Raw genomic sequence first — 24410 nt, forward strand, 5'->3', positions numbered from 1 at the left:
CCTATCTCAGGTTTCACTTCGCCGCGCGCTCCACGGATTCCAGCCAGGCGGAGAGCTGATGCGCCAGGGACTCGGCGTGGGGCGGCCGCACGAGCGTGGGGTGCTGGCCGGCGGAGCTCACCACCGACAGCGGCGCGCAGAGCCGGGACCAGCCCTCCTGCTTCTCCTGGGTCGTCATCTCCCCGACCCCCAGCATGCCCGCGCTGCTCTCGGCGGAGAATAGCCGCACCGGCGCGGACAGCCAGCCCGCGGGCAGGTCGCGCATCAGCAGGCCCGCGTGGAAGACCTCGGCCCGGCCGCGGATCAGCGCGAGGTCCGTCCCCGGGGGAATCCGCTGCGAGCGCTCCCCGCACTCCCGCACCAACAGGAGCCGCTCCTCGTCGGTGGCGAGCGTCGCCATGCGCGCGCGCTCGGCGCTCAGGTCCAGGCCGCTCTCCAACTCATACCCCTCGATCACCATGTTCAAGAGCTCCGCCCGGCTCCGGGGCTCGGGGAACAGGGCGTGCTTGTGCGAGGTGGCGTCGAAGAGCGACAGGCTCACCTGCTCACCGTGGGCCGCGAGCCGCTGCGCGAGGCGGTAGGCCACCCATCCACCGAGCGAATGGCCTCCCACGTGGTAGGGCCCCTGGGGCCGCACGCGCCGGATCTCCCGCTCGTAGCGCTCGGCCATGGCATCCAGCGAGCGATCCGGCGGGGTGTGCCCGTCGAGGCCCACCGCCTGCAGGCCGTAGAAGGGCCGCTCGGGACCCAGGTGCTGCGCCAGTGCCTGGAGGTAGAAGACATCACCCCCGACGCCGGGCACGCAGAAGAAGGGCGGCAGCGAGCCCCGGGGCTGCATGAGTACGAGCGGCGCCCACAGCTCCTCCTCTGGCGTGGACTGACGCCGCAGGGCGGCCAGTGCCTCCACGGTGGGATGCTGGAAGAGGCTTCCGAGCGACAGCGAGTAGCCGAGCACTTCCTGGAGCCGGGACAGCAGCCGCACCGCCAGCAGCGAGTGGCCGCCCAGGGCGAAGAAGTCCTCGCGCACGTCCACCCGGGGCAGGCCAAGTACCTCGCACCACACCTGGGCGATGGCCGTCTCGAGGGCGTCGCGTGGCGGAAGGAAGGCGCCGTGCGTCGTCCCCGCCCGCGCGATGGGTTCGGGCAGGGCCTTGCGATCCACCTTGCCACTGGCGTTGAGCGGGAAGGACTCCAGCGGCACGAAGGCCGAGGGCACCATGTGCTCGGGCAGCCGCGCGCGCAGCCGCTCGCGCGCGTCCGCCACCCGCCGCTCCGCCTCCCCCGCGTCCCACGGAGACAGGACGAGCCAGGCCACCAGCCGTTGGGTGCCCCGTTCATCGGTCCGCAGCAGCACGCAGGCGTCGCGCACGCCGGGCACCTCGCGCAGGGCCTGCTCGACTTCCCCCAGCTCGATGCGGAAGCCGCGCAGCTTCACCTGGTTGTCCGTGCGGCCCACGTAGTCGAGCTGCCCGTCCTCGCGCCAGCGCGCCAGGTCGCCCGTGCGGTAGAGCCGGCCCGGACCGAAGGGGTTGGGGATGAAGCGCTCGGCCGTCAGCTCGGGGCGGTGGAGGTAGCCGCGGGTGACGCTCACGCCCCCCAGGTACACCTCGCCCGGCACGCCCACGGGGCTGGGCCGCAGGTGCGCGTCGAGCACGTACACCTGGGTGTTGGACATCGGCCGGCCCACGGCGGGCGGCAGCGGCGAGGGCTCGCAGCGCGTGAAGGTGGACCAGATGGTGGCCTCGGTGGCGCCGTAGATGTTGATGAAGCGCCGGCCCGGGGCCCACTGGCGCACGAGCTCCGCCGAGCACGTCTCGCCGAACACCATGACGGTGTGCAGCGCGGGCAGGGCACGCACGGGCACCGTGGCGAGCGCCGAGGGGGTGAGGCCCAGGGTGGTGATGCGCTGGCGCTCGAGGAAGGCGAGCAGCGGCTCGCCGGGGGCCAGGGTGTCCCGCGTGCCCAGGCACAGGGTGGCGCCCGCGCGCAGCGCCAGCCACAGCTCCAGCGCGGAGGCGTCGAAGGTGGCCGAGGCGAACTGGAGCACCCGGTCCTGGGCTCCCAGCGGGATGGCCCGCGCCTGATCCTCGATGAAGCAGCACAGGCCCCGGTGGTGCACCAGCACGCCCTTGGGCCGTCCCGTGGAGCCCGAGGTATAGATGATGTAGGCGAGGTTGTCCGGCGTGGCCTCGCACGGAGGCGGATGGACGGGCTGGGCCGCGACGGTGGCGGCCTCCGTGTCCACCTGGAGGCAGCGCTCGGAGTCGAGCTGGAAGCGCCCGGCCACGCTGGACTGAGTGAGGAGGACGCAGGGCTGGGCGTCCTGGAGCATGAAGTCCAGGCGGGCCTGGGGCGAGGCGGTGTCGAGTGGCAGGTAGGCGCCGCCCGCCTTGCTCACCGCCAGCATGGCGACGATGAGCTCCAGGGAGCGCTCGAGCAGCAGGGCGACGACACGCTCGGGGCCCACGCCGCGCGCGCGCAGGACATGGGCGAGCTGGTTGGCGCGCGCGTCCAGTTCCCGGTAGGTGAGCCGCTGCTCGCGCTGGCCATCATCGAAGCGAAGGGCCTCGGCCTCGGGCGTACGGGCCGCCTGGGCCTCGAAGAGCTGATGCGCGCACGCGTCCTCGGGGTAGGGCGCCGCCTGGGCGGGGTTGAAGTCCACGAGCAGCCGCTGGCGCTCGGCGTCGGAGAGCAGGGACAGCTCGCCCACGCGGGCCTCGGGCCGCCGGGCCACGTCGGCCAGCAGGGTGAGGAAGTGCCCGTTCATCCGCTCCACGGTGGCGGCATCGAAGAGGGCCGTGTTGTAGAGCCAGTAGGCCGACAAGCCGCCCTCGCGCTCCCACAGGTGCAGCTCCAGATCCATGCGCACCTGGGGCGGCTGCCCCGAGAGCGGCTGGAGCGCGAGCCCCGGCAGGTGCATGTCCCCGAGCGGCGCGTTCTGCAGGGCGAGCACCACCTGGACGAGCGGATTGAAGTTCTGGTGGCGCTCGGGGGCCAGCTCCTCCACGAGCCGCTCGAAGGGCAGCTCCTGGTGGGCGAAGGCCTCCTGGGTGGTGCGCTTCACCTGGGCCAGCAGCTCCTGGAAGCGCGGGTTGGAGGAGAGGTCCGCGCGCAGGGCCAGGGTGTTGATGAAGACGCCGATGAGCGGCTCGGTCTCCGCCCGGGTGCGGCCGGCGATGGGCGAGCCCACGACGATGTCCGACTGGCCGCTCCAGCGCGACAGCAGCACCTGGTAGGCCGCCAAGAGCGTCATGAAGAGCGTGGCGCCGCTCCGCTGGCTCAACGCACGCAGCTCCCCCACCACGGACGGCGCGACCTCGAAGCCCAGCACCTGGGCCTCGAAGGTCATGACGCTGGGACGGGGCCGGTCGGTGGGCAGCTGCAGCAGGGTGGGCGCTCCGGCCAGTCGCCGCTTCCAGTAGTCCACCTGGGAGGCGAGGCGATCGCCCTGGAGCCAGCCCCGCTGCCACACGGCGAAGTCGGCGTACTGCAGGGGCAGCTCGGGCAGCGGCGAGGACCGGCCCTGGTGGAAGGCCTCGTAGAGCGCCACCAGCTCGCGCTGGAGCACGCCCATGGACCAGCCGTCGCTGGCGATGTGGTGCAGGCACAGGAGCAACACGTGCTCCTGCTCGGCCACGTGCACGAGCGAGGCGCGCAGCATGTAGTCGCGCGCCAGATCGAAGGGCCGCTGGCTGTCCTCCAGCGCCAGGCGCTGGACCTCGGCCTCACGTGCCTCGGGCGACAGGTGCCGCACGTCCACGCGCGAGAGGGAGAAGCCCTCGGCGGGCAGCACGTGCTGCCACGTCTGGCCGTCCTCCTCGTGGAAGACGGTGCGCAGGCTCTCGTGGCGGTGCACGAGCGCGGCCAGCGTCGCCTCCAGCGCCGGGGCGTTCAGGGCGCCCGTCAGGCGCAGGGCCTGGGGCATGTTGTACGCCGAGCCCGAGCCGAAGCGGTCGAGGAACCACAGCCGTTGCTGGGCGAAGGACAGGGGCAGCCGCCCGCCGCGCTCCGCACGCGCGATGGCCTGGAAGCCCGCGCCTCCACCACTCGCCGCCAGGGCCAGGAGTGCCTCGGCCATGGTGGAGAGGGTGCGCGCCTCGAAGAGGAGCTTGAGGGGCACGTCGCGGCCGAGCCACTTGCCCAGACGGGACATGACCTGGGTGGCCAGCAGGGAGTGGCCGCCCAGCTCGAAGAAGTCGTCGTGCGCGCCCACCTGGGGCACGCCCAGCACCTCCTGCCAGACGAGGGCCACGGCCCGCTCGGTGTCCGTGCGCGGCGCCACGAAGGCCCCGCTGGCTCCACCACCCAGCGCGGATGGCGTGGGCAGGGCCTTGTGGTCCACCTTGCCGTGGGACGTGAGGGGCAGGGCGTCCAGGGTGACCCACGCGGAGGGCACCATGTACTCGGGCAGCCGGGCGGCGAGGGCCTGCCGCAGCGCGGGCACGAGCCGGCGGTGCAGCTTGCCCAGCAGCGGATTGTTGGCGTAGTCGCGCCAGGCGCGGGGCGCGGCCACGGGCGCGGCCAGCGCGGCGCCGGACGACTCGACGTCATGCCGGATCAGCCGCGCGTCCATGCTGTCGGAAGCGCCCTGGGCGGACGCGGTGAGGTGCACGCGGTAGGGCAGCGCGTCGGCCAGGGCCCAAAGGACCTCGGGCTCCACGGCCGCGGGGGCTCGCGCCAGGGCCTGGCGCAACCCGGCCACGGGCTCTCCAGGGGGACCGGAGAGCCACGCGAGGGTAAGGGCCTCGTCGCGCAGGCGGGCGTTGGGAATGTCCCGCAGCTCGACGTGCGCGGGGCGCGCCTCGCTCAGCCAGCGGCGCAGCGCGTCGAGCGTCCACCCCTCGCGGCGCCAGTCGTGCACCTCGGCGGCGGGTGTGGCGGACACGTCCCGCGGGGCGGCGTGCACATGCAGCAGCGCCTGGTAGCGGAAGCGCGTCAGCTCGTTGTGGTGCCGGCCGCGCTTGAGCCGCAGCTCCACGCCTCGCACCTGGGGCAGCCGGTGTGGCAGGGCGCGGAACAGCTCGGGGTCCACCAGCAGCTCCTCCTCGTCGCGCAGGCGCTGGTCGATGAGGGCCGACAGCTGGGCGCGCGAGAGGGTGTCGGGCGCGCGGAACAGCTGCACCGAGGCGTGGTAGGCGTGCAGCAGGCGCAGGTCGCGCACGTCTCCCAGGTAGATGACGCCGCCGGGACGCACCACGCGCGCCGCGCCCTCCAGCACCCGCAGCAGGTAGTCCGCGCTGGGGAAGTACTGGATGACGGAGTTGAGCAGCACCACGTCGAAGTGGGCCTCGGGCAGGCCCGAGAAGTCATCCGCGGAGCGCTGGGAGACCGAGACGTTGGCGAGGCCCGGCACCGTGCGCTGCATGAGGCGCACGTGATCCAGGGCGCTCTGGGCATGGTCCGTGCCCAGGTAGCTCTCGCACCCGGGCGCCAGCCGGGCCAGGAGCATGCCCGTGCCGCAGCCGATCTCCAGCAGGTGACGGGGGCGCAAGGCGCGCACGTCGGCGACCGTGGCCTCCACCCACTCGGCCATCTCCTCCGCGGGCATGTCGCCGCCGGTGTAGCTGCTGCCCCAGCCGGAGATGTTGAAGGTGCTGTCGGCCTGCGCGGTGGGCTCGACGTAGGACTGGCCGTGCAGCGTCTGCCATTGCTGGAGCTGCTCGGCCTGGAGCGTGGTGTCCTCCGTCTGGGGCACGAGCCAGGCGGTGAGCGCGGGCTCGCCTCGGGCATCCGGGCGCAGCAGCACGCACGCCTCACGCACAGCCGGCTGTTCACGCAGGGCCTGTTCCACCTCGCCCAGCTCGATGCGGAAGCCGCGCAGCTTCACCTGGCTGTCGGCGCGGCCCAGGTAGTCGAGCTGGCCGTCCTCGCGCCAGCGCGCCAGGTCTCCGGTGCGGTAGAGGCGGCCCTCACCGAAGGGATTGGAGATGAAGCGCTCGGCGGTGAGCTGGGGCCGGTGGAGGTAGCCCCGCGTCACGCCCACGCCGCCCAGGTACAGCTCGCCGGGCACGCCCAGTGGGGCGGGTCGCAGGTGCGCGTCGAGCACGTACGCCTGGGTGTGGGGGATGGGCCGGCCGATGGCGGGCGCCTGGGCCGAGGGCTCGCAGCGCGCGACGGTGGCCCAGATGGTGGCCTCGGTGGGGCCGTAGAGGTTGAAGAAGCGGCGGCCCGGCGCCCACTGGCGCACGAGCTCCGCCGGGCACGCCTCGCCCGCCACCATGAGCGAGCGCAGCGCGGGCAAGGGGCTCGCGGGAATCGCCGCGAGAGTGGAGGGCGTGAGCACGGCGGCGGAGACGCGCTGGCGCTCGAGGAAGGCGCGCAGGGGCTCACCCGGGGCCATGGCGTCGCGGCTGCCCAGGCACATCGTGGCGCCCACGCCCAGGGCGATCCACATGTCGGCCGTGGCGGCATCGAAGGTGACCGAGGCGAACTGGAGGACGCGGTCCTTGGGCCCCAGCTCGAAGGTGCGCGCCTGCGCCTCGACGACGTTGCTCAGGCCCCGGTGGGGCACGAGCACGCCCTTGGGCTGACCCGTGGAGCCCGACGTATAAATGACGTAGGCGAGGCCGTCCGGGGACAGCTCGACTCCGGGCGGCAGGATGCTCTGGGCCGCGAGGGTGTCGGCCTCCGTGTCCACCTGGATGCGGCGCTCGGGCGCGAACGCAAGGCGCTCGGCGAGCGAGGACTGGGTGATCACCACCCGCGGCTGGGCGTCCTGGAGCATGAAGTCCAGACGCGCGCGGGGCGCGGCCGGATCGAGCGGCAGGTAGGCGCCACCCGCCTTGTGCACGGCGAGCAGGGCCACGACCTGTTCCAGGGAGCGCTCGAGCAGCAGGGCCACGAGGCATTCGGGACCCACACCGCGCGAGCGCAGCACGTGGGCGAGCTGGTTGGCGCGCGTGTCCAGCTCCCGGTAGGTGAGGCGTTGGACGCGCTGGCCATCATCGAAGCAGACGGCCTCGGCGTCGGGTGCGCGGGCCACGTGGGCCTCGAAGCGCTGGTGGACGAACGTCCACGCCGGAGCGGCGGGAGCGGTGGTGTTGAAGTCCACGAGCAGCCGCCGACGCTCGGCGTCGGAGAGCAGGGACAGCTCGCCCACGCGGGCCTCGGGCCGTTGGACCACGTCGGCCAGCAGGTGGAGGAAGTGCTCCTTCATGCGCTCCAGCGTGGAGGCGTCGAAGAGCGCGGTGTTGTAGAACCAGGAGGCCGACAGGCCGCCGTCGTGCTCCCACAGGTGCAGCTCCAGGTCCGTGCGCACCTGCGGCGCCTTGCCCACGAGCGGCTGGATCGCGAGCCCCGGCAGGTTCATGTCCTGGAGGGGCGCGTTCTGCAGGGCGAGCACCACCTGGACGAGCGGATTGAAGTTCTGGTGGCGCTCGGGAGCCAGCTCCTCGACAAGCCGCTCGAAGGGCAGGTCCTGATGGGCGAAGGCCTCCTGGGTGGCGCGCTTCACCTGGGCGAGCAGGTCGCGGAAGGTGGGGTTGTCCGAGAGGTCCGCGCGCAGCGCCAGCGTGTTGACGAAGAAGCCAATCAGGGACTCGAGTTCCGCCCGCGTGCGGCCGGCGATGGGCGAGCCGACGACGACGTCCCGCTGACCGCTCCAGCGCGACATGAGCACCTGGTAGGCCGCCAGGAGCGTCATGAAGAGCGTGGCCCCGCTCCGCTGCCCCAGGGCGCGCAGTCCCTTTACCAGGGACGGAGCGACCTCGAAGCCCAGGACCCGGGCGTCGAAGGTCATGACGCCGGGACGCGGCCGGTCGGTGGGAAGCTGCAGGAGCGTGGGCGCACCCGCGAGCTGCTTCTTCCAGTAGTCCACCTGCCGCGTCAGGCGCTCACCCTGGAGCCAGTCGCGCTGCCACACGGCGAAGTCGGCGTACTGGATGGCCAGCTCGGGCAGCGGGGAGGGCTGCCCCTGATGGAAGGCCGTGTAGAGCGCCGTCAGCTCGCGCTGGAGCACACCCGCGGACCAGCCGTCGCTGGCGATGTGGTGCAGGCACAAGAGCAGCACATGGTCGTGCTCGGCCACGTGCACGAGCGAGGCGCGCAGCATGTAGTCGCGCGTCAGGTCGAAGGGCCGCTGGCTGTCCTCGCTGGCCAGGCGCTGCACCTCGGCCTCGCGCCGCTCGGGCGTGAGGTGCCGCACGTCCACGCGTGCGAGCGCGAAGTCCTCGGCGGACAGGAAGTGCTGGAACGCGGAGTCCTGCTCCTCGCGGAAGACGGTGCGCAGGCTCTCATGGCGCCGCACGAGCGCGCGCAGGGCGGACTCCAGCGCCGCGGTGTCCAGCGCGCCCGTCAGCCGCAGGGGCTGGGGCATGTTGTAGGCCGAGCCCGAGCCGAAGCGATCGAGGAACCACAGGCGCTGCTGCGCGAAGGACAGGGGCAGCCGTCCCGTGCGCTCCACGCGGGGGATGGTCTGGAGGGACGTGGCGCCGCCGTGCTCGGCCTTCAGGGCCTCCAACCGCTCGGCGAGCGTCGCCAGCTCTCCCGCCTCGAAGAGGAGCTTGAGGGGCACGTCGCGGCCGAGCCACTTGCCCAGACGGGACATGACCTGGGTGGCCAGCAGGGAGTGGCCGCCCAGCTCGAAGAAGTCGTCATGGGCGCCCACCTGGGGCACGCCCAGCACCTCCTGCCAGATGAGGGCCACGGCGCGCTCGGTGTCCGTGCGCGGCGCCACGAAGGCACCCCGGATCGCGCTCGCCTGGAGCGACGGCGCGGGCAGGGCCTTCGTGTCCACCTTGCCGCTGGCGTTGAGCGGCAGTGCGTCCAGGACCACCCAGGCCGTGGGCACCATGTACTCGGGAAGCCGGGACTTGAGCGCCTGACGCGGACCGGTCGCCCACTGTTGCGGCTCGTCGTGGAGCACCGCGCTGTCCTGGGGCACGAGCCAGGCGGTGAGCGCGGGCTCGCCTCGGGCATCCGGGCGCAGCAGCACGCACGCCTCACGCACGCCGGGTACTTCACGCAGGGCCTGTTCCACCTCGCCCAGCTCGATGCGGAAGCCGCGCAGCTTCACCTGACTGTCGGTGCGGCCCAGGTAGTCGAGCTGGCCGTCCTCGCGCCAGCGCGCCAGGTCTCCGGTGCGGTAGAGGCGGCCCTCGCCGAAGGGATTGGAGATGAAGCGCTCGGCGGTGAGCTGGGGGCGGTGGAGGTAGCCCCGCGTCACGCCCACGCCGCCGTGGTACAGCTCGCCGGGCACGCCCACGGGGACCGGCTGGGCATGCTCGTCGAGGACGTAGGCCTGGAGGTTGGCCAGCGGCCGGCCGATGGGCGGCGCCGCGAGTCCGGGCTCGCAGCGCGCCGTCGTGGACCAGATGGTGACCTCGGTGGGGCCGTAGAGGTTGAAGAAGCGGCGGCCCGGCGCCCACTGGCGCACGAGCTCCGCCGGGCACGCCTCGCCCACCACCATGAGCGAGCGCAGCGCGGGCAGCTCGCCGGCGGGCAGTGCCGCCAAGGTGGAGGGCGTGAGCACGGTGGCGGAGATGCGCTGGCGCTCGAGGAAGGCGCGCAGGGGCTCGCCGGGCGCGAGGGCGTCGCGGGTGCCCAGGCACAGCGTGGCGCCCACGCCCAATGCCAGCCACACATCGAAGGTGGCCGCGTCGAAGGACGCCGAGGCGAACTGGAGGACGCGGTCCTTGGGCCCCAGCTCGAAGGTGCGCGCCTGCGCCTCGACGACGTTGCTCAGGCCCCGGTGAGGCACGAGCACGCCCTTGGGCTGGCCCGTGGAGCCCGACGTATAAATGACGTAGGCGAGCGTGTCCGGCGTGGCCTCGCACGCGGGCGGATGGACCGACTGGGCGGCGAGGAGCGAGGCGTCCGCGTCCACGCGCACACAGCGCTCCGGGGAGAACTCGAAGCGCGCGGCGAGCGAGGACTGGGTGATCACCACCCGCGGCTGGGCGTCCTGGAGCATGAAGTCCAGGCGCGCCTGGGGCACGGCCGGATCCACCGGCAGGTAGGCGCCGCCCGCCTTGTGCACGGCGAGCATGGACACCACCAGCTCCGGGGAACGCTCGAGCACCAGGGCCACGAGGCTCTCGGGGCCCACACCGCGCGAGCGCAGGACCTGGGCGAGTTGGTTGGCGCGCGTGTCCAGCTCCCGGTAGGTGAGCGTCCGCTCCTCCGGGCCATCCTCGAAGTGGAGGGCGGTGGCGTGGGGCGTGCGGGCCGCGTGGGCCTCGAAGCGCTGGTGGACGCACGTCGCCTCGGGGAAGGGCGCCTGGGTGCGGTTGAAGTCCACGAGCAGCCGCTGGCGCTCGGCGGTGGAGAGCAGGGACAGCTCGCCCACGCGGGCCTCGGGCCGCTGGACCACGTCCGCCAGCAACGTGCGGAAGTTGCCCTGCATCCGCTCCAGCGTGGAGGTGTCGAAGAGGGCGGTGTTGTACACCCACGCCCCCGACAGGCCGCCGTCCTGCTCCCACAGGAACAGCTCCAGGTCGAGGCGCGCCTGCTGCGCGGACAGCGGCAGGGTCTCGAGGACGAGGCCCGGCAGGCGCAGCGCCTCCTCCGGCGTGTTCTGCAGGGTGAGCGCCACCTGGACGAGCGGATTGAAGTTCTGGTGGCGCTCGGGGGCCAGTTCCTCCACGAGCCGCTCGAAGGGCAGCTCCTGGTGCTCGAAGGCCTCCTGCGTGGTGCGCTTCACCTGGGCCAGCAGCTCGTGGAAGCGCGGGTTGGCGGAGAGGTCCGCGCGCAGGGCCAGGGTGTTGATGAAGACGCCGATGAGCGGCTCGAGTTCCGCCCGGGTGCGCCCGGCGATGGGCGAGCCCACGACGATGTCCTTCTGGCCACTCCAGCGCGACAGCAGCACCTGATAGGCCGCCGTGAGCGTCATGAAGAGCGTGGTGCCGCTGTCCTGCGCCAGGGCGCGCAGCGATTCGAGCAGCGCGGGCGCCAGGTCGAAGCGCAGCGTCCGCGCCTCGAAGGTCATGACGCTCGGACGGGGCCGGTCGGTGGGGAGTTGCAGCAGCGTGGGCGCCCCCGCGAGCTTGTCCTTCCAGTAGTCCACCTGGGCCGAAAGGCGCTCTTCCTGGCGTCCGTCGCGCTGCCACACGGCGAAGTCGGCGTACTGGAGAGGGAGATCGGGCAGCTCGGCGGACCGGCCTTCCAGGAAGGCCGTGTAGAGGGCCGACAGCTCGCGCTGCATCACGCTCGCGGACCAACCGTCGCTGGCGATGTGGTGCAGGCACAAGAGCAGCACGTGCTCGCGCTCGGAGACGAGCACCAGTGAGGCGCGCAGCATGTAGTCGCGGGCGAGATCGAAGGGCCGCTGGCTGTCCTCCAACGCCAGGCGCTGGACCTCGGCCTCGCGCTGCTCGGGCGTGAGGTGCCGCACGTCCACGCGCGAGAGGCCAAAGCCCTCGGCGGGCAGCACGTGCTGGAAGGTCTGTCCGTCCTCATCGAGGAAGACGGTGCGCAGGCTCTCGTGACGCCGCACGAGCGCGCCGAACGCCGCCTCCAGGGCCGGAGTGTCCAGTGCGCCCGTCAGGCGCAGGGCCTGGGGCATGTTGTAGGCGGAGCCCGAGCCGAAGCGATCGAGGAACCACAGGCGCTGCTGCGCGAAGGACAGGGGCAGCCGTCCGCCGCGCTCCGCCCGGGGAATGGGCTGGAAGGCCGTGGACTCGGCCCGCTCGGCCTTCAGGGCCTCCAGCCGCTCGGCCAGGGAGGCCACGTCACTCGCCTCGAAGAGCACGCGCAGGGGCACGTTCCGTCCCAGCCACCGGCTCAACCGCGATGTCACCTGGGTGGCGAGCAGCGAGTGGCCGCCCAGCGCGAAGAAGTCGTCGTGCGCGCCCACCTGGGGCACGCCCAGCACCTCCCGCCAGATGGCGGCCACTTCCTCCTCCGTGGACGTGCGCGGCGCGACGAACTCGCCGGTCGCCGCCATCAGGAAGGAGGGCTCGGGCAGGGCCTTGTGGTCCACCTTGCCGCTGGCGTTGAGCGGCAGGGCGGCCATGGCCACCCAACCCGAGGGCACCATGTAGTCCGGCAGCCTCGTGGCGAGCTCCTGGCGCAGTGAGGCCACCCACCGCGAGGCGTCCACGGGCGCCTGTCCCTCGTGGGCCGCGACATAGGCCGCCAGGGCGGGCGCTCCCCGGGGATCCGCTCGCAACAGCACACACGCCTCGCGCACGTCGGGCAGCTTCAACAGGGCCTGCTCGATCTCCCCCAGCTCGATGCGGAAGCCGCGCAGCTTCACCTGGTTGTCGACGCGGCTCAGGTAGTCGAGCTGGCCATCCTCCCGCCAGCGCCCGAGGTCACCCGTGCGGTAGAGGCGGCCCTCACCGAAGGGATTGGGGATGAAGCGCTCGGCCGTCAGGTCCGGGCGATTGAGGTAGCCGCGGCCCACCTGGACACCGCCCAGGTACAGCTCGCCCGCCACGCCCACGGGCACCGGCTGCATGCGGCCGTCGAGCACATAGGCCTGGTTGTTGGCGAAGGGCCGGCCGATGGGCGGCGGCACCGGGCCGGGCTCGCACTGAGCCACGGTGAAGTTGATGGTGGTCTCGGCGGGACCGTAGATGTTGAAGAAGCGGTGCCTCGCGCCCCACTGGCGCACCAGCTCCGCCGAGCACGTCTCGCCGCCCACGATGACCGTGTGGAGCGCGGGCAGCTCGCGGTAAGGGACGGCGGCCAGGGTGGACGGGGTGAGGTTCGCGGTGGTGATGCGCTGGCGCTCGAGGAAGGCGAGCAGCGGCTCGCCCGGGGCCAGCGTGTCGCGGCTGCCCATGCACAGCGTGGCGCCCGAGCACAGCGCCATCCAGATCTCCGAGCCCGCCACGTCGAAGGAGATGGAGGCGAACTGCATGACCCGGTCTCCGGAGGTGATGCCCATCCGGAGCATGTCGTGGCCGAGGCCGCACAGGCCGCGATGCGGCACCAGCACGCCCTTGGGCTGACCCGTGGAGCCCGAGGTGTAGATGACGTAGGCGAGGTTGTCGGGGGTGAGCTCGAGGACCAGGGGGCGCGGGCTCTGGGCGGCGACCGTCTCGCGCTCGGCGTCCATGAGCAGGCAGTGCTCGGCGGGAAGCTCGAAGCGCGCCGCGATGGCCGAGTCGGTGAGGATGACCTGGGGCCGGGCGTCCTGGAGCATGAAGTCCAGACGGGCCTTGGGCGTGGAGGGCAACAGCGGCATGTAGGCGCCGCCGGCCTTGTGCACCGCGAGCAGGGCGATGATGAGATCCGCGGAGCGCTCGAGCAGCAGCGTGACGATGCGCTCGGGGCCCACGCCGCGCGAGCGCAGCACATGGGCGAGCTGGTTGGCGCGCGCGTCCAGCTCCCGGTAGGTGAACGACTCCACGGGCTGGCCGTCATCGAAGCAGAGCGCCTCGGCGTCGGGCGTGCGGGCCGCCTGGGCCTCGAAGAGCTGGTGGACGCACGGCGTCTCGGGGAAGGGAGCCTGGGTCCGGTTGAAGTCCACGAGCAGCCGCTGGCGCTCGGCGGCGGACAGCAGGGACAGCTCGCCCACGTGGCAATCGGGCCGCTCCAGCACGTCGTCCAGCAGCGTGAGGAAGTTGTCCTGCATTCGCTCCAGCGTGGAGGCGTCGAAGAGGGCGGTGTTGTAGATCCACTGCCCCGACAGGCCCCCGTCCTGCTCCCACAGGTGCAGCATCATGTCGGTGCGGACCTGCGGCGCCTCCGAGGGCAGCGGGTGGAGCGACAGCTCCGGCAGCCGCCACGACTCCTCCTGGTTGTTCTGCATGACGAGCAGCACCTGGACGAGCGGGTTGATGTTCTGGTGACGCTCGGGGGCCAGCTCCTCCACGAGCCGCTCGAAGGGCAGCTCCTGATGCTCGAAGGACTCCTGGGTGGTGCGCTTCACCTGGGCGAGCAGCTCGCGGAAGGTGGGGTTGTCCGAGAGGTCCGCGCGCAGCGCCAGGGTGTTGACGAAGAAGCCGATGAGCGGCTCGGTCTCGGCGCGGGTACGCCCGGCGATGGGCGAGCCGACGACGACGTCCTGCTGGCCACTCCAGCGCGACAGCAGCACCTGGAAGGCCGCCAGCATCGTCATGAAGAGCGTGGCGCCACTCTCCTGGCTCAGGGTGCGCAGGGCCTCGAGACGCGCGGAAGGCAGCGTGAAGCCCAGCGTCTGGGCGTCGAAGGTCATGACGCTGGGGCGGGGCCGGTCGGTGGGCAGCTGTAGCAGCGTGGGTGCTCCCGCGAGCTGCTTCTTCCAGTAGTCCACCTGGGACGCGAGGCGCTCACCCTGGAGCCAGTCGCGCTGCCACACGGCGAAGTCGGCGTACTGGATGGCCAGCTCGGGCAGCGGCGAGGGCTCTCCCCGCTGGAAGGCCGTGTAGAGCGCCGACAGCTCGCGCTGCATCACGCCCATGGACCAGCCGTCGCTGGCGATGTGGTGCAGGCACAAGAGCAGCACGTGCTCGCGCTCGGAGACGAGCACCAGCGAGGCACGCAGCATGTAGTCGCGCGTCAAGTCGAAGGGCCGCTGGCTGTCCTCCAACGCCAGCCGCCGGACCTCGGCCTCGCGCCGCTCGGGCGTGAGGTGCCGCACGTCCACACGCGTGAGCGCGAAGTCCTCGGCGGACAGGAAGTGCTGGAACGCCGTGTCCCGCTCCTCGCGGAAGACGGTGCGCAGGCTCTCATGGCGCCGCATGAGCTCGCGCAGGGCGGACTCCAGCGCCGTGGTATTTAGCGCGCCCGTCAGCCGTAGGGGCTGGGGCATGTTGTAGGCCGCACCCGCGCCGAAGCGATCGAGGAACCACAGGCGCTGCTGGGCGAAGGACAGGGGCAGCCGTTCCGTGCGCTCCACGCGGGGAATGGCCTGGAAGCGCGCGAGTCCGCTGGACTGGCCCTCGAGGGACTCCAGCCGCTCGGCCAGGGAGGCCACATCACTCGCCTCGAAGAGCAGGCGCAGGGGCACGTCCCGGCCCAGGTGCTTGCTCAGCCGGGAGATCGCCTGGGTGGCGAGCAGCGAGTGGCCACCCAGCTCGAAGAAGTCATCGTGCGCGCCCACCTGGGGCACGCCCAACACGTCTTGCCAGACCTGGGTGACGGCCCGCTCCAGGTCCGTGCGCGGTGGGAGGAACCCGCCATGGGTCGTCCCAAGGAAGGAGGGCGCGGGCAGGGCCTTGCGGTCCACCTTGTCACTGGCGTTGAGCGGCAGGGCGTCCATCGCCACCCAGCCCGAGGGCACCATGTAATCCGGCAGCCGCGTGGCGAGTGCCTGGCGCAGCGAGGCCACCCATTGCGAGGCATCCGTGAACGCCTGCCCCTCTTGGGGCGAGACATAGGCCGCCAGGGCGGGTTCCCCTCGTGGATCCGGGCGCAGCAGGACGCACGCCTCGCGCACGCCGGGCAGCTCGCGCAGGGCCTCCTCGATCTCACCCAGCTCGATGCGGAAGCCGCGCAGCTTCACCTGGTTGTCGGTACGGCCCAGGTAGTCGAGCTGTCCGTCCTCGCGCCAGCGCGCCAGGTCACCCGTGCGGTAGAGGCGGCCCTCGCCAAAGGGATTGGGGATGAAGCGCTCGGCCGTCAGATCCGGGCGGTTGAGGTAGCCGCGCCCCACCTGGACACCGCCCAGGTACAGCTCGCCCGCCACGCCGATGGGGACGGGCTGCATGTGGCTGTCGAGCACATACGCCCGGTTGTTGAAGATGAGCGAGCCGATGGGGGGCGGCCGCGTGTCCGGCGTGCACCAGGCCACGGTTACTTCGATGGAGACCTCGGTGGGCCCGTAGAGGTTGACGAAACGGCGGCCGGAGGACCATTGGCGCACCAACTCCGCCGAGCAGGCCTCGCCTCCCACCATGAGCGTGTGCAAGGACGGCAGCGGCTCGACGGGAAGCGCCGCCAAGGACGAGGGCGTGATGAAGGCGGCGGTGATGCGCTGGCGCCGCAGGAAGGCGAGCAGCGGTTCTCCCGGAGCCATCGCGTCACGGGACCCCATGCACAGGGTGGCGCCCACCCCGAGCGCCAGCCACACATCGGCCGTGGCCGCGTCGAAGGAAATGGCGGCGAGCTGAAGGACGCGATCCTTAGGCCCCAGTCCTTGCAGGATGCGCTGGGCGTGGATGACGTTGCGCAACCCGCGGTGGTGCACGAGCACGCCCTTGGGTTGGCCCGTGGAGCCCGAGGTATAGATGATGTAGGCGAGGTTGTCCGGGGACACCTTGCTGTCGGGTGCGTGGGTGCTCCGCGTGGCGATCGACTCCCGCTCGGCATCCACGAGCAGGCAGTGCTCGGGGGACAGCGCGAGGCGCGACGCGATGGCGGTGTCGGTGAGGATGAGTTGGGGCCGGGCGTCCTGGAGCATGTAGTCCAGGCGGCTCTTGGGCATGGAGGGCAACAGAGGCAGGTAGGCGCCGCCGGCCTTGTGCACCGCGAGCAGGGCGATGAGGAGTTCGGGAGAGCGCTCGAGCAGCAGGGCGACGACGCACTCGGGGCCGATGCCACGCGAGCGCAGGGCATGCGCGAGCTGGTTGGCGTGTGCGTCCAGCTCCCGGTAGGTGAGTGTCCGCTCGCTCTGGCCGTCATCGAAACAGAGCGCCTCGGCGTCGGGCGTGCGGGCGGCGTGGGCCTCGAAGATCTGGTGGACGCACTCCTCCGGAGGCGCCTCGACGGAGGCCGCGTTGAAGTCCACGAGCAGGCGCTGACGCTCGGCCGGCGGGAGCAGGGACAGCTCGCTCACGTGGTGGTCGGGGTGCTGGACGAGGTTGGCCAGCAGCGTGGTGAAGCTGCCATGCATGCGCTCCAGGGTGGAGGCATCGAAGAGGGCCGCGTTGTAGAGCCAGAGCCCCGACAGGCCGCCGTCGCGCTCCCACAGGTGCAGCTCCAGGTCCATGTGCGCCAGTGGGGTCTGTTCCGGCAGGGACTGGAGGACGAGCCCGGGCAGGCGCGACTCCTCGTGCGGCGCGTTCTGGAGGACGAGCACCACCTGGACGAGCGGGTTGAAGTTCTGGTGGCGCTCGGGGGCCAGCTCCTCCACGAGCCGCTCGAAGGGCAATTCCTGGTGGGCGAAGGCCTCCTGCGTGGTGTGCTTCACCTGGGTGAGCAGGTCGCGGAAGGAGGGGTTGGCCGAGAGGTCCGCGCGCAGGGCCAGGGTGTTGACGAAGAAGCCGATGAGCGACTCGAGCTCCGCGTGGGTCCGGCCCGCGATGGGGGTGCCCACCACCACGTCCGGCTGACCGCTCCAGCGCGACAGCAGCACCTGATAGGCCGCCGCGAGCGTCATGAAGAGCGTGGCGCCCGCCTTCTGACCCAGGGCCCGCAGCGACTGGACCAGCGAGGGCTCCAGCGCGAAGCGCACCATGCCGGCCTCGAAGGTCATGGTGCTGGGACGCGGCCGATCCGTGGGCAGTTGCAGCAGGGTGGGCGCGCCCGCGAGCTGCTTCTTCCAGTAGTCCACCTGGGTCGACAGCCGCTCGCCCTGGAGCCCGTCGCGCTGCCACACGGCGAAGTCCGCGTATTGCAGCGCCGGCTCCGCCAGCGGCGAGGGCTGGCCCTGGTGGAAGGCCGTGTAGAGCGCCGTCAGCTCACGCCACAGCACGCCCATGGACCAGCCGTCGCTGGCGATGTGGTGCAGGCACAAGAGCAGCACGTGCTCGTGCTCGTCCATCCGCACCAGCGTGGCCCGCAGCATGTAGTCCCGGGCGAGATCGAACGGACGGCGGCTGTCCTCCAGCGCCAGGCGCTGGACCTCGGCCTCACGCGGCTCGGGCGCCAGGTGACGCATGTCCCCGCGCGTGAGCGTGAAGCCCTCGGCGGACAGGAAGTGCTGCCAGGCCTGGCCGTCCTCCTCGCGGAAGACGGTGCGCAGGCTCTCGTGGCGGGACACGAGCGCGGCCAGTGTCGCCTCCAGCGCCGGAACGTCCAGCGCGCCCGTCAGTCGCATGGCCTGGGCGATGTTGTAGGCCGAGCCCGAGCCGAAGCGGTCGAGGAACCACAGCCGCTGCTGGGCGAAGGACAGGGGGAGGCGTCCGGTGCGCTCCACGCGCGGAATGGACCGGGCGGCGCTGCTCGCGGACGCGTCCAGCCGCCGCGCGAGATCCTCCACGGTGTGTGCCTGGAAGAGCAGGCGCAGGGGCACGTCGCGCCCGAGCCGCTTGCCCAGGCGCGCCGTCACCTGCGTGGCCAGCAGTGAGTGGCCGCCCAGGGCGAAGAAATCGTCGTGCGCGCCCACCTGGGGCAGGCCGAGCACCTGCTGCCAGACCTGGGCCACGGCTTCCTCGGTGGCGGTGCGCGGCGCGACATAAGGGCCGCTCGCCGCGGGGGACGCGGAGGGCGCGGGCAGGGCTTTGCGGTCCACCTTGCCGTTGGACGTCAGGGGGAAGGACTCCAGGGCCACGAAGGCCGCGGGCACCATGTATTCGGGCAGCCGCGCGCGCAGCCGCTCGCGCACCTGGGCCACATGTCCCTCCACGGCCGCCGCGTCCAGCTGGCCCAGGACGAGCCAGGCCACCAGCCGCGTGTCGCCCGGAGCGAACTCGCGCGGGAGCACCAGCGCCTGGCTCACGCCGGGCTGCTCCGTCAGGGCCGTCTCGATCTCCCCCAGCTCGATGCGGAAGCCGCGCAGCTTCACCTGCTGGTCGATGCGGCCAAGGTATTCCAGCTCGCCGTTGGGCAGCCGGCGCGCCGAGTCACCCGAGCGGTAGAGGGTGCCCGGGCCGAAGGGGTTGGGCAGGAAGCGGGTGGCGTTCAGCTCGGGACGGCGCAGATAGCCGCGCGCCACGCCCGCGCCTCCGACGTGGATCTCCCCCGCCAGGCCCACGGGCACCGGCTGGCCATGGGCGTCGAGCAGCAGCAGACCCAGGTCCGGAATGGGCCGGCCCAGCATGCTGCCCGGGCGCTCCACGTCCTCCTGGGACAGCGGACGGTAGGTGACATGCACCGTCGTCTCGGTGATGCCGTACATGTTCACGAGCCGGGGCTCGCGGTCTCCGTGGCGGGAGAACCAGCCGCGCAGGCTCTGGAAGTCGAGCGCTTCGCCGCCGAAGATGACGTAGCGCAGACGCAGCGAGGGGCGCGTGTCGGCCTCCTCCTCGGCGCGCGACAACTGGGTGAAGGCGGAGGGCGTCTGGTTGAGGACGGTGACGCGCTCGCGGGCCAGCAGGCGGAGGAAGTCCGCCGGCGAGCGGCTCACGTCATAGGGCACCACGACGAGGCGGCCGCCATACAGCAGCGCGCCCCACATCTCCCAGACGGAGAAGTCGAAGGCCAGCGAGTGGAAGAGCGTCCACACGTCCTCGGGGCCGAAGCGGTACCAGTCCTCGGTGGCGGTGAAGAGCCGCATGACGTTGGCATGCGTCACCTGCACGCCCTTGGGCTTGCCGGTGGAGCCCGAGGTGTAGATGACGTAGGCGAGGCTGTCGGGCGTGGCCGTGGACTCGGGGCGCGTCTCCGGCTGCTGCGCCAGCACGTCGCCCTGCGTGTCGAGGCACAAGGTGTGCGGCGTGGGCGCCGCGCCCAGCCGCCCCAGCAAGGACGCCTGGGTGAGCAGCACGGGGGCCTCACTGTCCTGGAGCATGAACTCCACCCGCTCGGGCGGATACATGGCGTCCATGGGCAGGTAGGCGCCACCGGCCTTGAGAATGGCGAGCAGGGCGATGACGGCCTCGGGCGAGCGCTCGAGCCAGACCCCCACGAGCACCTCGGGACCCACGCCCAGCGAGCGCAGGTGCCAGGCGAGCTGGTTGGCGCGTGCGTCCAGCTCCGCGTAGGTGAGCGTGCGCGGCTGGTGGCCGTCCTCGAAGGAGACGGCGGGGGCATGCGGCGCGCGTGCGACCTGGGCCTCGAAGCGCTGGGGGATGCCGTGCGTCACGGGACGCGCGGGCGCGACCGGACGGCCCTCGGCGAGCAGGTGCTCACGCTCGGCGGGGGTGAGCAGGGACAGCTCGCCCACGCGGGCCTGGGGCCGCTGGGCCGCGTCCGCCAGCAGCGTGACGAAGTGGCCCCGCATGCGCTCGACGGTGGCCGCGTCGAAGAGGGCGGTGTTGTACACCCAGGAGCCGCGCAGACCGCCGTCCTGCTCCCACAGGTACAGCTCCAGGTCCATGTGCACCCGCTCGAACGGGAGCGGCAGCGCGTGGAGCGACAGCCCCGGCAGCCGCCACGGCTCCTCCGGGGTGTTCTGCAGGGAGATCGTCACCTGCACCAGGGGGTTGAAGTTCTGGTGGCGCTCGGGGGCCAGCTCCTCCACGAGCCGTTCGAAGGGCAGCTCCTGGTGCTCGAAGGACGCCTCGGTGGTGCGCCGCACCTGGGCCAGCAGCTCGCGGAAGGTGGGGTTGTCCGAGAGGTCCGCGCGCAGCGCCAGCGTGTTGACGAAGAAGCCGATGAGCGGCTCGGTCTCCGCCCGCGTGCGGCCGGCGATGGGCGAGCCGACGATGACGTCCCGCTGACCGCTCCAGCGCGACATGAGCACCTGGTAGGCCGCCAGGAGCGTCATGAAGAGCGTGGCCCCGCTCTGATGACCCAGCACCCGCAGGGCCTGCACCAGCGAGGGCGGCAGCGTGAAGTCCAGGGACCGGGCGTCGAAGGTCATGATGCCGGGGCGCGGCCGATCCGTGGGCAGTTGCAGCAGGGTAGGCGCACCCGCGAGCTGCTTCTTCCAGTAGTCCACCTGCCGCGTCAGGCGCTCACCCTGGAGCCAGTCGCGCTGCCACACGGCGAAGTCGGCGTACTGGATGGGCAGCTCGGGCAGCTCGGCGGCCGGGCCCTGGTGGAAGCCCGCGTAGAGCGCCGCCAGCTCGCGCCGCATCACGCCCGAGGACCAGCCATCGCTGGCGATGTGGTGCAGGCACAAGAGCAGCACGTGCTCCCGCTCGGCCACGTGCACGAGCGAGGCGCGCAGCATGTAGTCGCGCGCCAGGTCGAAGGGCCGCTGGCTGTCCTCGCTGGCCAGGCGCTGGACCTCGGCCTCACGCCGCTCGGTGGGCAGGGCCTGGAGGTCCACCCGCGCGAGCGAGAAGTCCTCGGCGGACAGCACGTGCTGGAAGGCCTCGCCCTCCTCCTCGCGGAAGACGGTGCGCAGGCTCTCGTGGCGCCGCACGAGCGCGCGCAGCGCGGACTCCAGCGCCGCGCCGTCCAGCTCGCCCGTCACGCGCAGGGCCTGGGGAATGTTGTAGGCCGAGCCCGAGCCGAAGCGATCGAGGAACCACAGGCGCTGCTGCGCGAAGGACAGGGGCAGCCGTCCGGTCCGCGCGGCGCGGGGAAGGGTCTGGAAGCCCGGGTCCGCGAGTCCTTCCTCCGCCGTGGCGCCCAGGGACTCCAGCTTGAGGGCGAGGGCGGCCACGGTGCGAGCATCGAAGACCAGCCGCAGGGGGAGGTCGCGCCGCAGCCGCTTGCTCAAACGCGACATCACCTGGGTGGCCAGCAGCGAGTGGCCACCCAGCTCGAAGAAGTTGTCCAGCGCGCCCACCTGGGGCAGGCCCAGCACCTCGCGCCAGACCTGGGCGACGGCCTGCTCCAGGGCCGTGCGCGGCGCGATGAACTCACCGCTGGCCGCCACGAAGGTGGGCGAGGGCAGGGCCTTGCGGTCCACCTTGCCACTGGAGTTGAGCGGCAGGGCCTCCATCGGCACCCAGGCCGAGGGCACCATGTACTCGGGCAGCCGGGTGGCCAGGGTCTCGCGCAGCGAGGCCACCCAGCTCCGCGGTTCGGCGGGGGCCTGGCCCTCGGGGGCCACCACGTAGGCGGCCAGGGCGGGCTCGCCCCGGGAGTCCGGACGCAACAGGACGCACGCCTCGCGCACGCCGGGCAGCTCGCGCAAGGCCTGCTCCACCTCGCCCAGCTCGATGCGGAAGCCGCGCAGCTTCACCTGATCATCCGTGCGGCCCAGGCAGTCGATCTGCCCGTCCTCGCGCCAGCGCGCCAGGTCGCCCGTGCGATAGAGGCGGCCCTCGCCGAAGGGGTTGGGGATGAAGCGCTCGGCCGTCAGTGCCGGACGGTTGAGGTAGCCGCGGCCCACGCCCACGCCGCCCAGGTACAGCTCCCCCACCGCGCCCAGGGGCAAGGGTTGCAGGTGCTGGTCGAGCACGTAGGCGTCGACGCTGGGCAGGGGCGCGCCGATGGACGGCGGCAGGGGCCCGGGCTCGCAGCGCGTGAAGGTGGCGTTGATGGTGACTTCGGTGGGGCCGTAGAAGTTGAAGAAGCGGCGGCCCGGGGCCCACTGGCGCACGAGCTCCGCCGAGCACGGCTCGCCGCCCACGATGACGGTGCGCAGCAGGGGCAGCGCGTGCTCGGGCATCACGGACAGCGAGGAGGGCGTGAAGACGGCGTGGGTGATGCGCTGGCGCTGGAGGAAGGCCAGCAGCGGCTCGCCGGGGATCATGACCTCACTGCTGCCCAGGCAGAGCGCGGCGCCCGAGTGCAGCGCCATCCACACGTCGGCGGTGGCCGCGTCGAAGGAGATGGAGGCCAGCTGGAGGACCCGGTCCTCGGGCACGATGTCGAGCAGGGGCGTCTGCGCCTGGGCGAGGTGGCTCAAGCCCCGGTGTTGCACGAGCACGCCCTTGGGCTGACCGGTGGAGCCCGAGGTGTAGATGATGTAGGCGAGGTTGTCCGGGGACACGCCGCTGTCGGGGGCGTGGGTGGGCTGGGCGGCGAGGGCCTTCTGCTCGGCATCCACGAGCAGGCAGTGCTCGGCGGAAAGCTCGAAGCGTTCAGCGAGCGAGGCCTGGGTGAGGAGGACCTGGGGCCGGGCGTCCTGGAGGATGAAGTCCAGACGGGCCTTGGGGATGGAGGGCAAGAGCGGCAGGTAGGCGCCGCCGGCCTTGTGGATGGCGAGCAGGGAGATGATGAGCTCGGCGGAGCGCTCGAGCAGCAGGACGACGACGCGCTCGGGACCCACGCCGCGCGAGCGCAGGGCATGGGCGAGCTGATTGGCGCGCGTGTCCAGCTCCCGGTAGGTGAGGGTCTCCTCGCGCTGGCCGTCATCGAAGCAGATCGCGGGAGCGTCGGGCGTGCGGGCCGCCTGGGCCTCGAAGAGCCGATGGACGCACTGCTCCTTCGGCTCGAGTCGGTGGGCGCGGTTGAAGTCCACGAGCAGCCGCTGGCGCTCGCTGTCCGGCAGCAGGCGCAGCTCGCTCAGCGGGGCCTCGGGACGCTCCAGCACGTCCTCCAGCAGTTGCTGGACGCCCTGCTTCACCCGCGCGAGTTCCTCCGTGCTGAAGCTGGCGCCCGCGACGAGTTGGAGCGTCACCTCGCCCTCGGCGTGGAAGTGCTCCAGGTAGAAGAGCAGTCCGCTGTCCTGCCGCTGACCCACCATCAGCCGGAAGCGGGTGCGGGCCTCGCCCAGTCGCACATCGCACGAGCCACCGACGTACGACAGGGTGACATCGGTCAAGCGCGAGCGGCCGGTTCGGGCCAGTCCCACCTGCCGGATGAGCTCGCCGTGGGGGAAGCGCCGGTGCTCGGCGCCCCGCGCCCCTTCTTCCCGGATTGCCCGCAGCAGCTGCGCGAAGGACAGCCGGGTGCCCAGGCGGTACCAGGCCGAGACGGTGTTGGTGCACATCCCCATCGTGTGCAGGGCCCGCTCCCCGAACCGGTTGCGCGTGGACAGGCTCAGCGCCAGGTCCTCACGCTGCCCGGTCCTCGTGAAGTAGCCATACAAGGCGCCGAGCATCACGTGCGCGACACCCACCCCGTGGCGCTGGGCGAACGTCTCCAGGCGGGTGAAGAACTCCCGGCTCCAGGTCAGGGTGGAGATCGGAGGGGCGCTCCGGGGGGTCATGCCGCTCGCGGTGGGGCGGGCCAGGGGCTCGGGAAGGGAGGCGAAGTACTCACGCCAGTAGGCCGCGTCGCGCGCGTGCTGCTCGGAGTCCTCGTAGGCCTGCTCCTCGGCGACGATGTCCCGATAGGAGGGCCCGGGCGTGTGGACAAGGGTCTGGCCCGCGAGCAGCGTGTTGTAGGCCTGGGCGACGCGCTGGATGATGAGCGGGAGGGACCACCCGTCCGCCACCAGGTGGTGCAGCTGGAAGAACCAGGAGTGGCGCTCGGCGGCGACCTTCACCAGGGCGAAGCGGAACAGGGGCCGCGAGAACAGCGGCAGGGGCTCGGCCATGCGCGCTTCCATCCACGCCAGGGCACGCGCGTCCGCGTCTTCGCTCCCCGAGACGTCCAGCCGCTCGAGGGTGGGCTCGAGCCGCGCGGCCACGTACTGGCGCGGCGGGGACTCGGCCTCCACGAGCATCAGCCGCAGGGAGTCGTTCGTCTGGACGACGTGGCCCAGGGCCCGCTCGAAAAGGTCCGCGTCCAGGGGCCCCTCGATGCACACCCGCCCACCAATGTTGTAGAGCGGCGAGTCGGGTTGCAGGGACTGGTCGAGCCACATCTCCCGCTGCTGCGGCGAGAGGGGGAACGTCGTGGCGCCTTCAGAGGCGGAATGCCGATTCGTCTGAGAACTCATGGGGGCGTTCAATGCGGGGGGTGGGGAGCTGGCGGCCACGAGGCGGGCGAGGCCA

Annotated in this window: 1 protein-coding gene; it reads right to left on the reverse strand. The window is 72.0% G+C overall.

Features of this window, described 5'->3' with window-relative positions; all coding sequences use genetic code 11:
- Positions 1-13 precede the first annotated feature (13 nt).
- On the reverse strand, positions 14-24355 hold the full coding sequence (locus tag MEBOL_RS33600; protein WP_095981258.1) for a non-ribosomal peptide synthase/polyketide synthase: 24342 nt from the start codon (positions 24353-24355) through the stop codon (positions 14-16).
- Positions 24356-24410: the final 55 nt, after the last annotated feature.

Source organism: Melittangium boletus DSM 14713, from assembly GCF_002305855.1.
Lineage (GTDB): Bacteria > Myxococcota > Myxococcia > Myxococcales > Myxococcaceae > Cystobacter > Cystobacter boletus.

Bases quoted from the DNA above. Each gene is read 5' to 3' on its own strand.
- MEBOL_RS33600 (WP_095981258.1), bottom strand. From the start codon at position 24,355: ATGAGTTCTCAGACGAATCGGCATTCCGCCTCTGAAGGCGCCACGACG.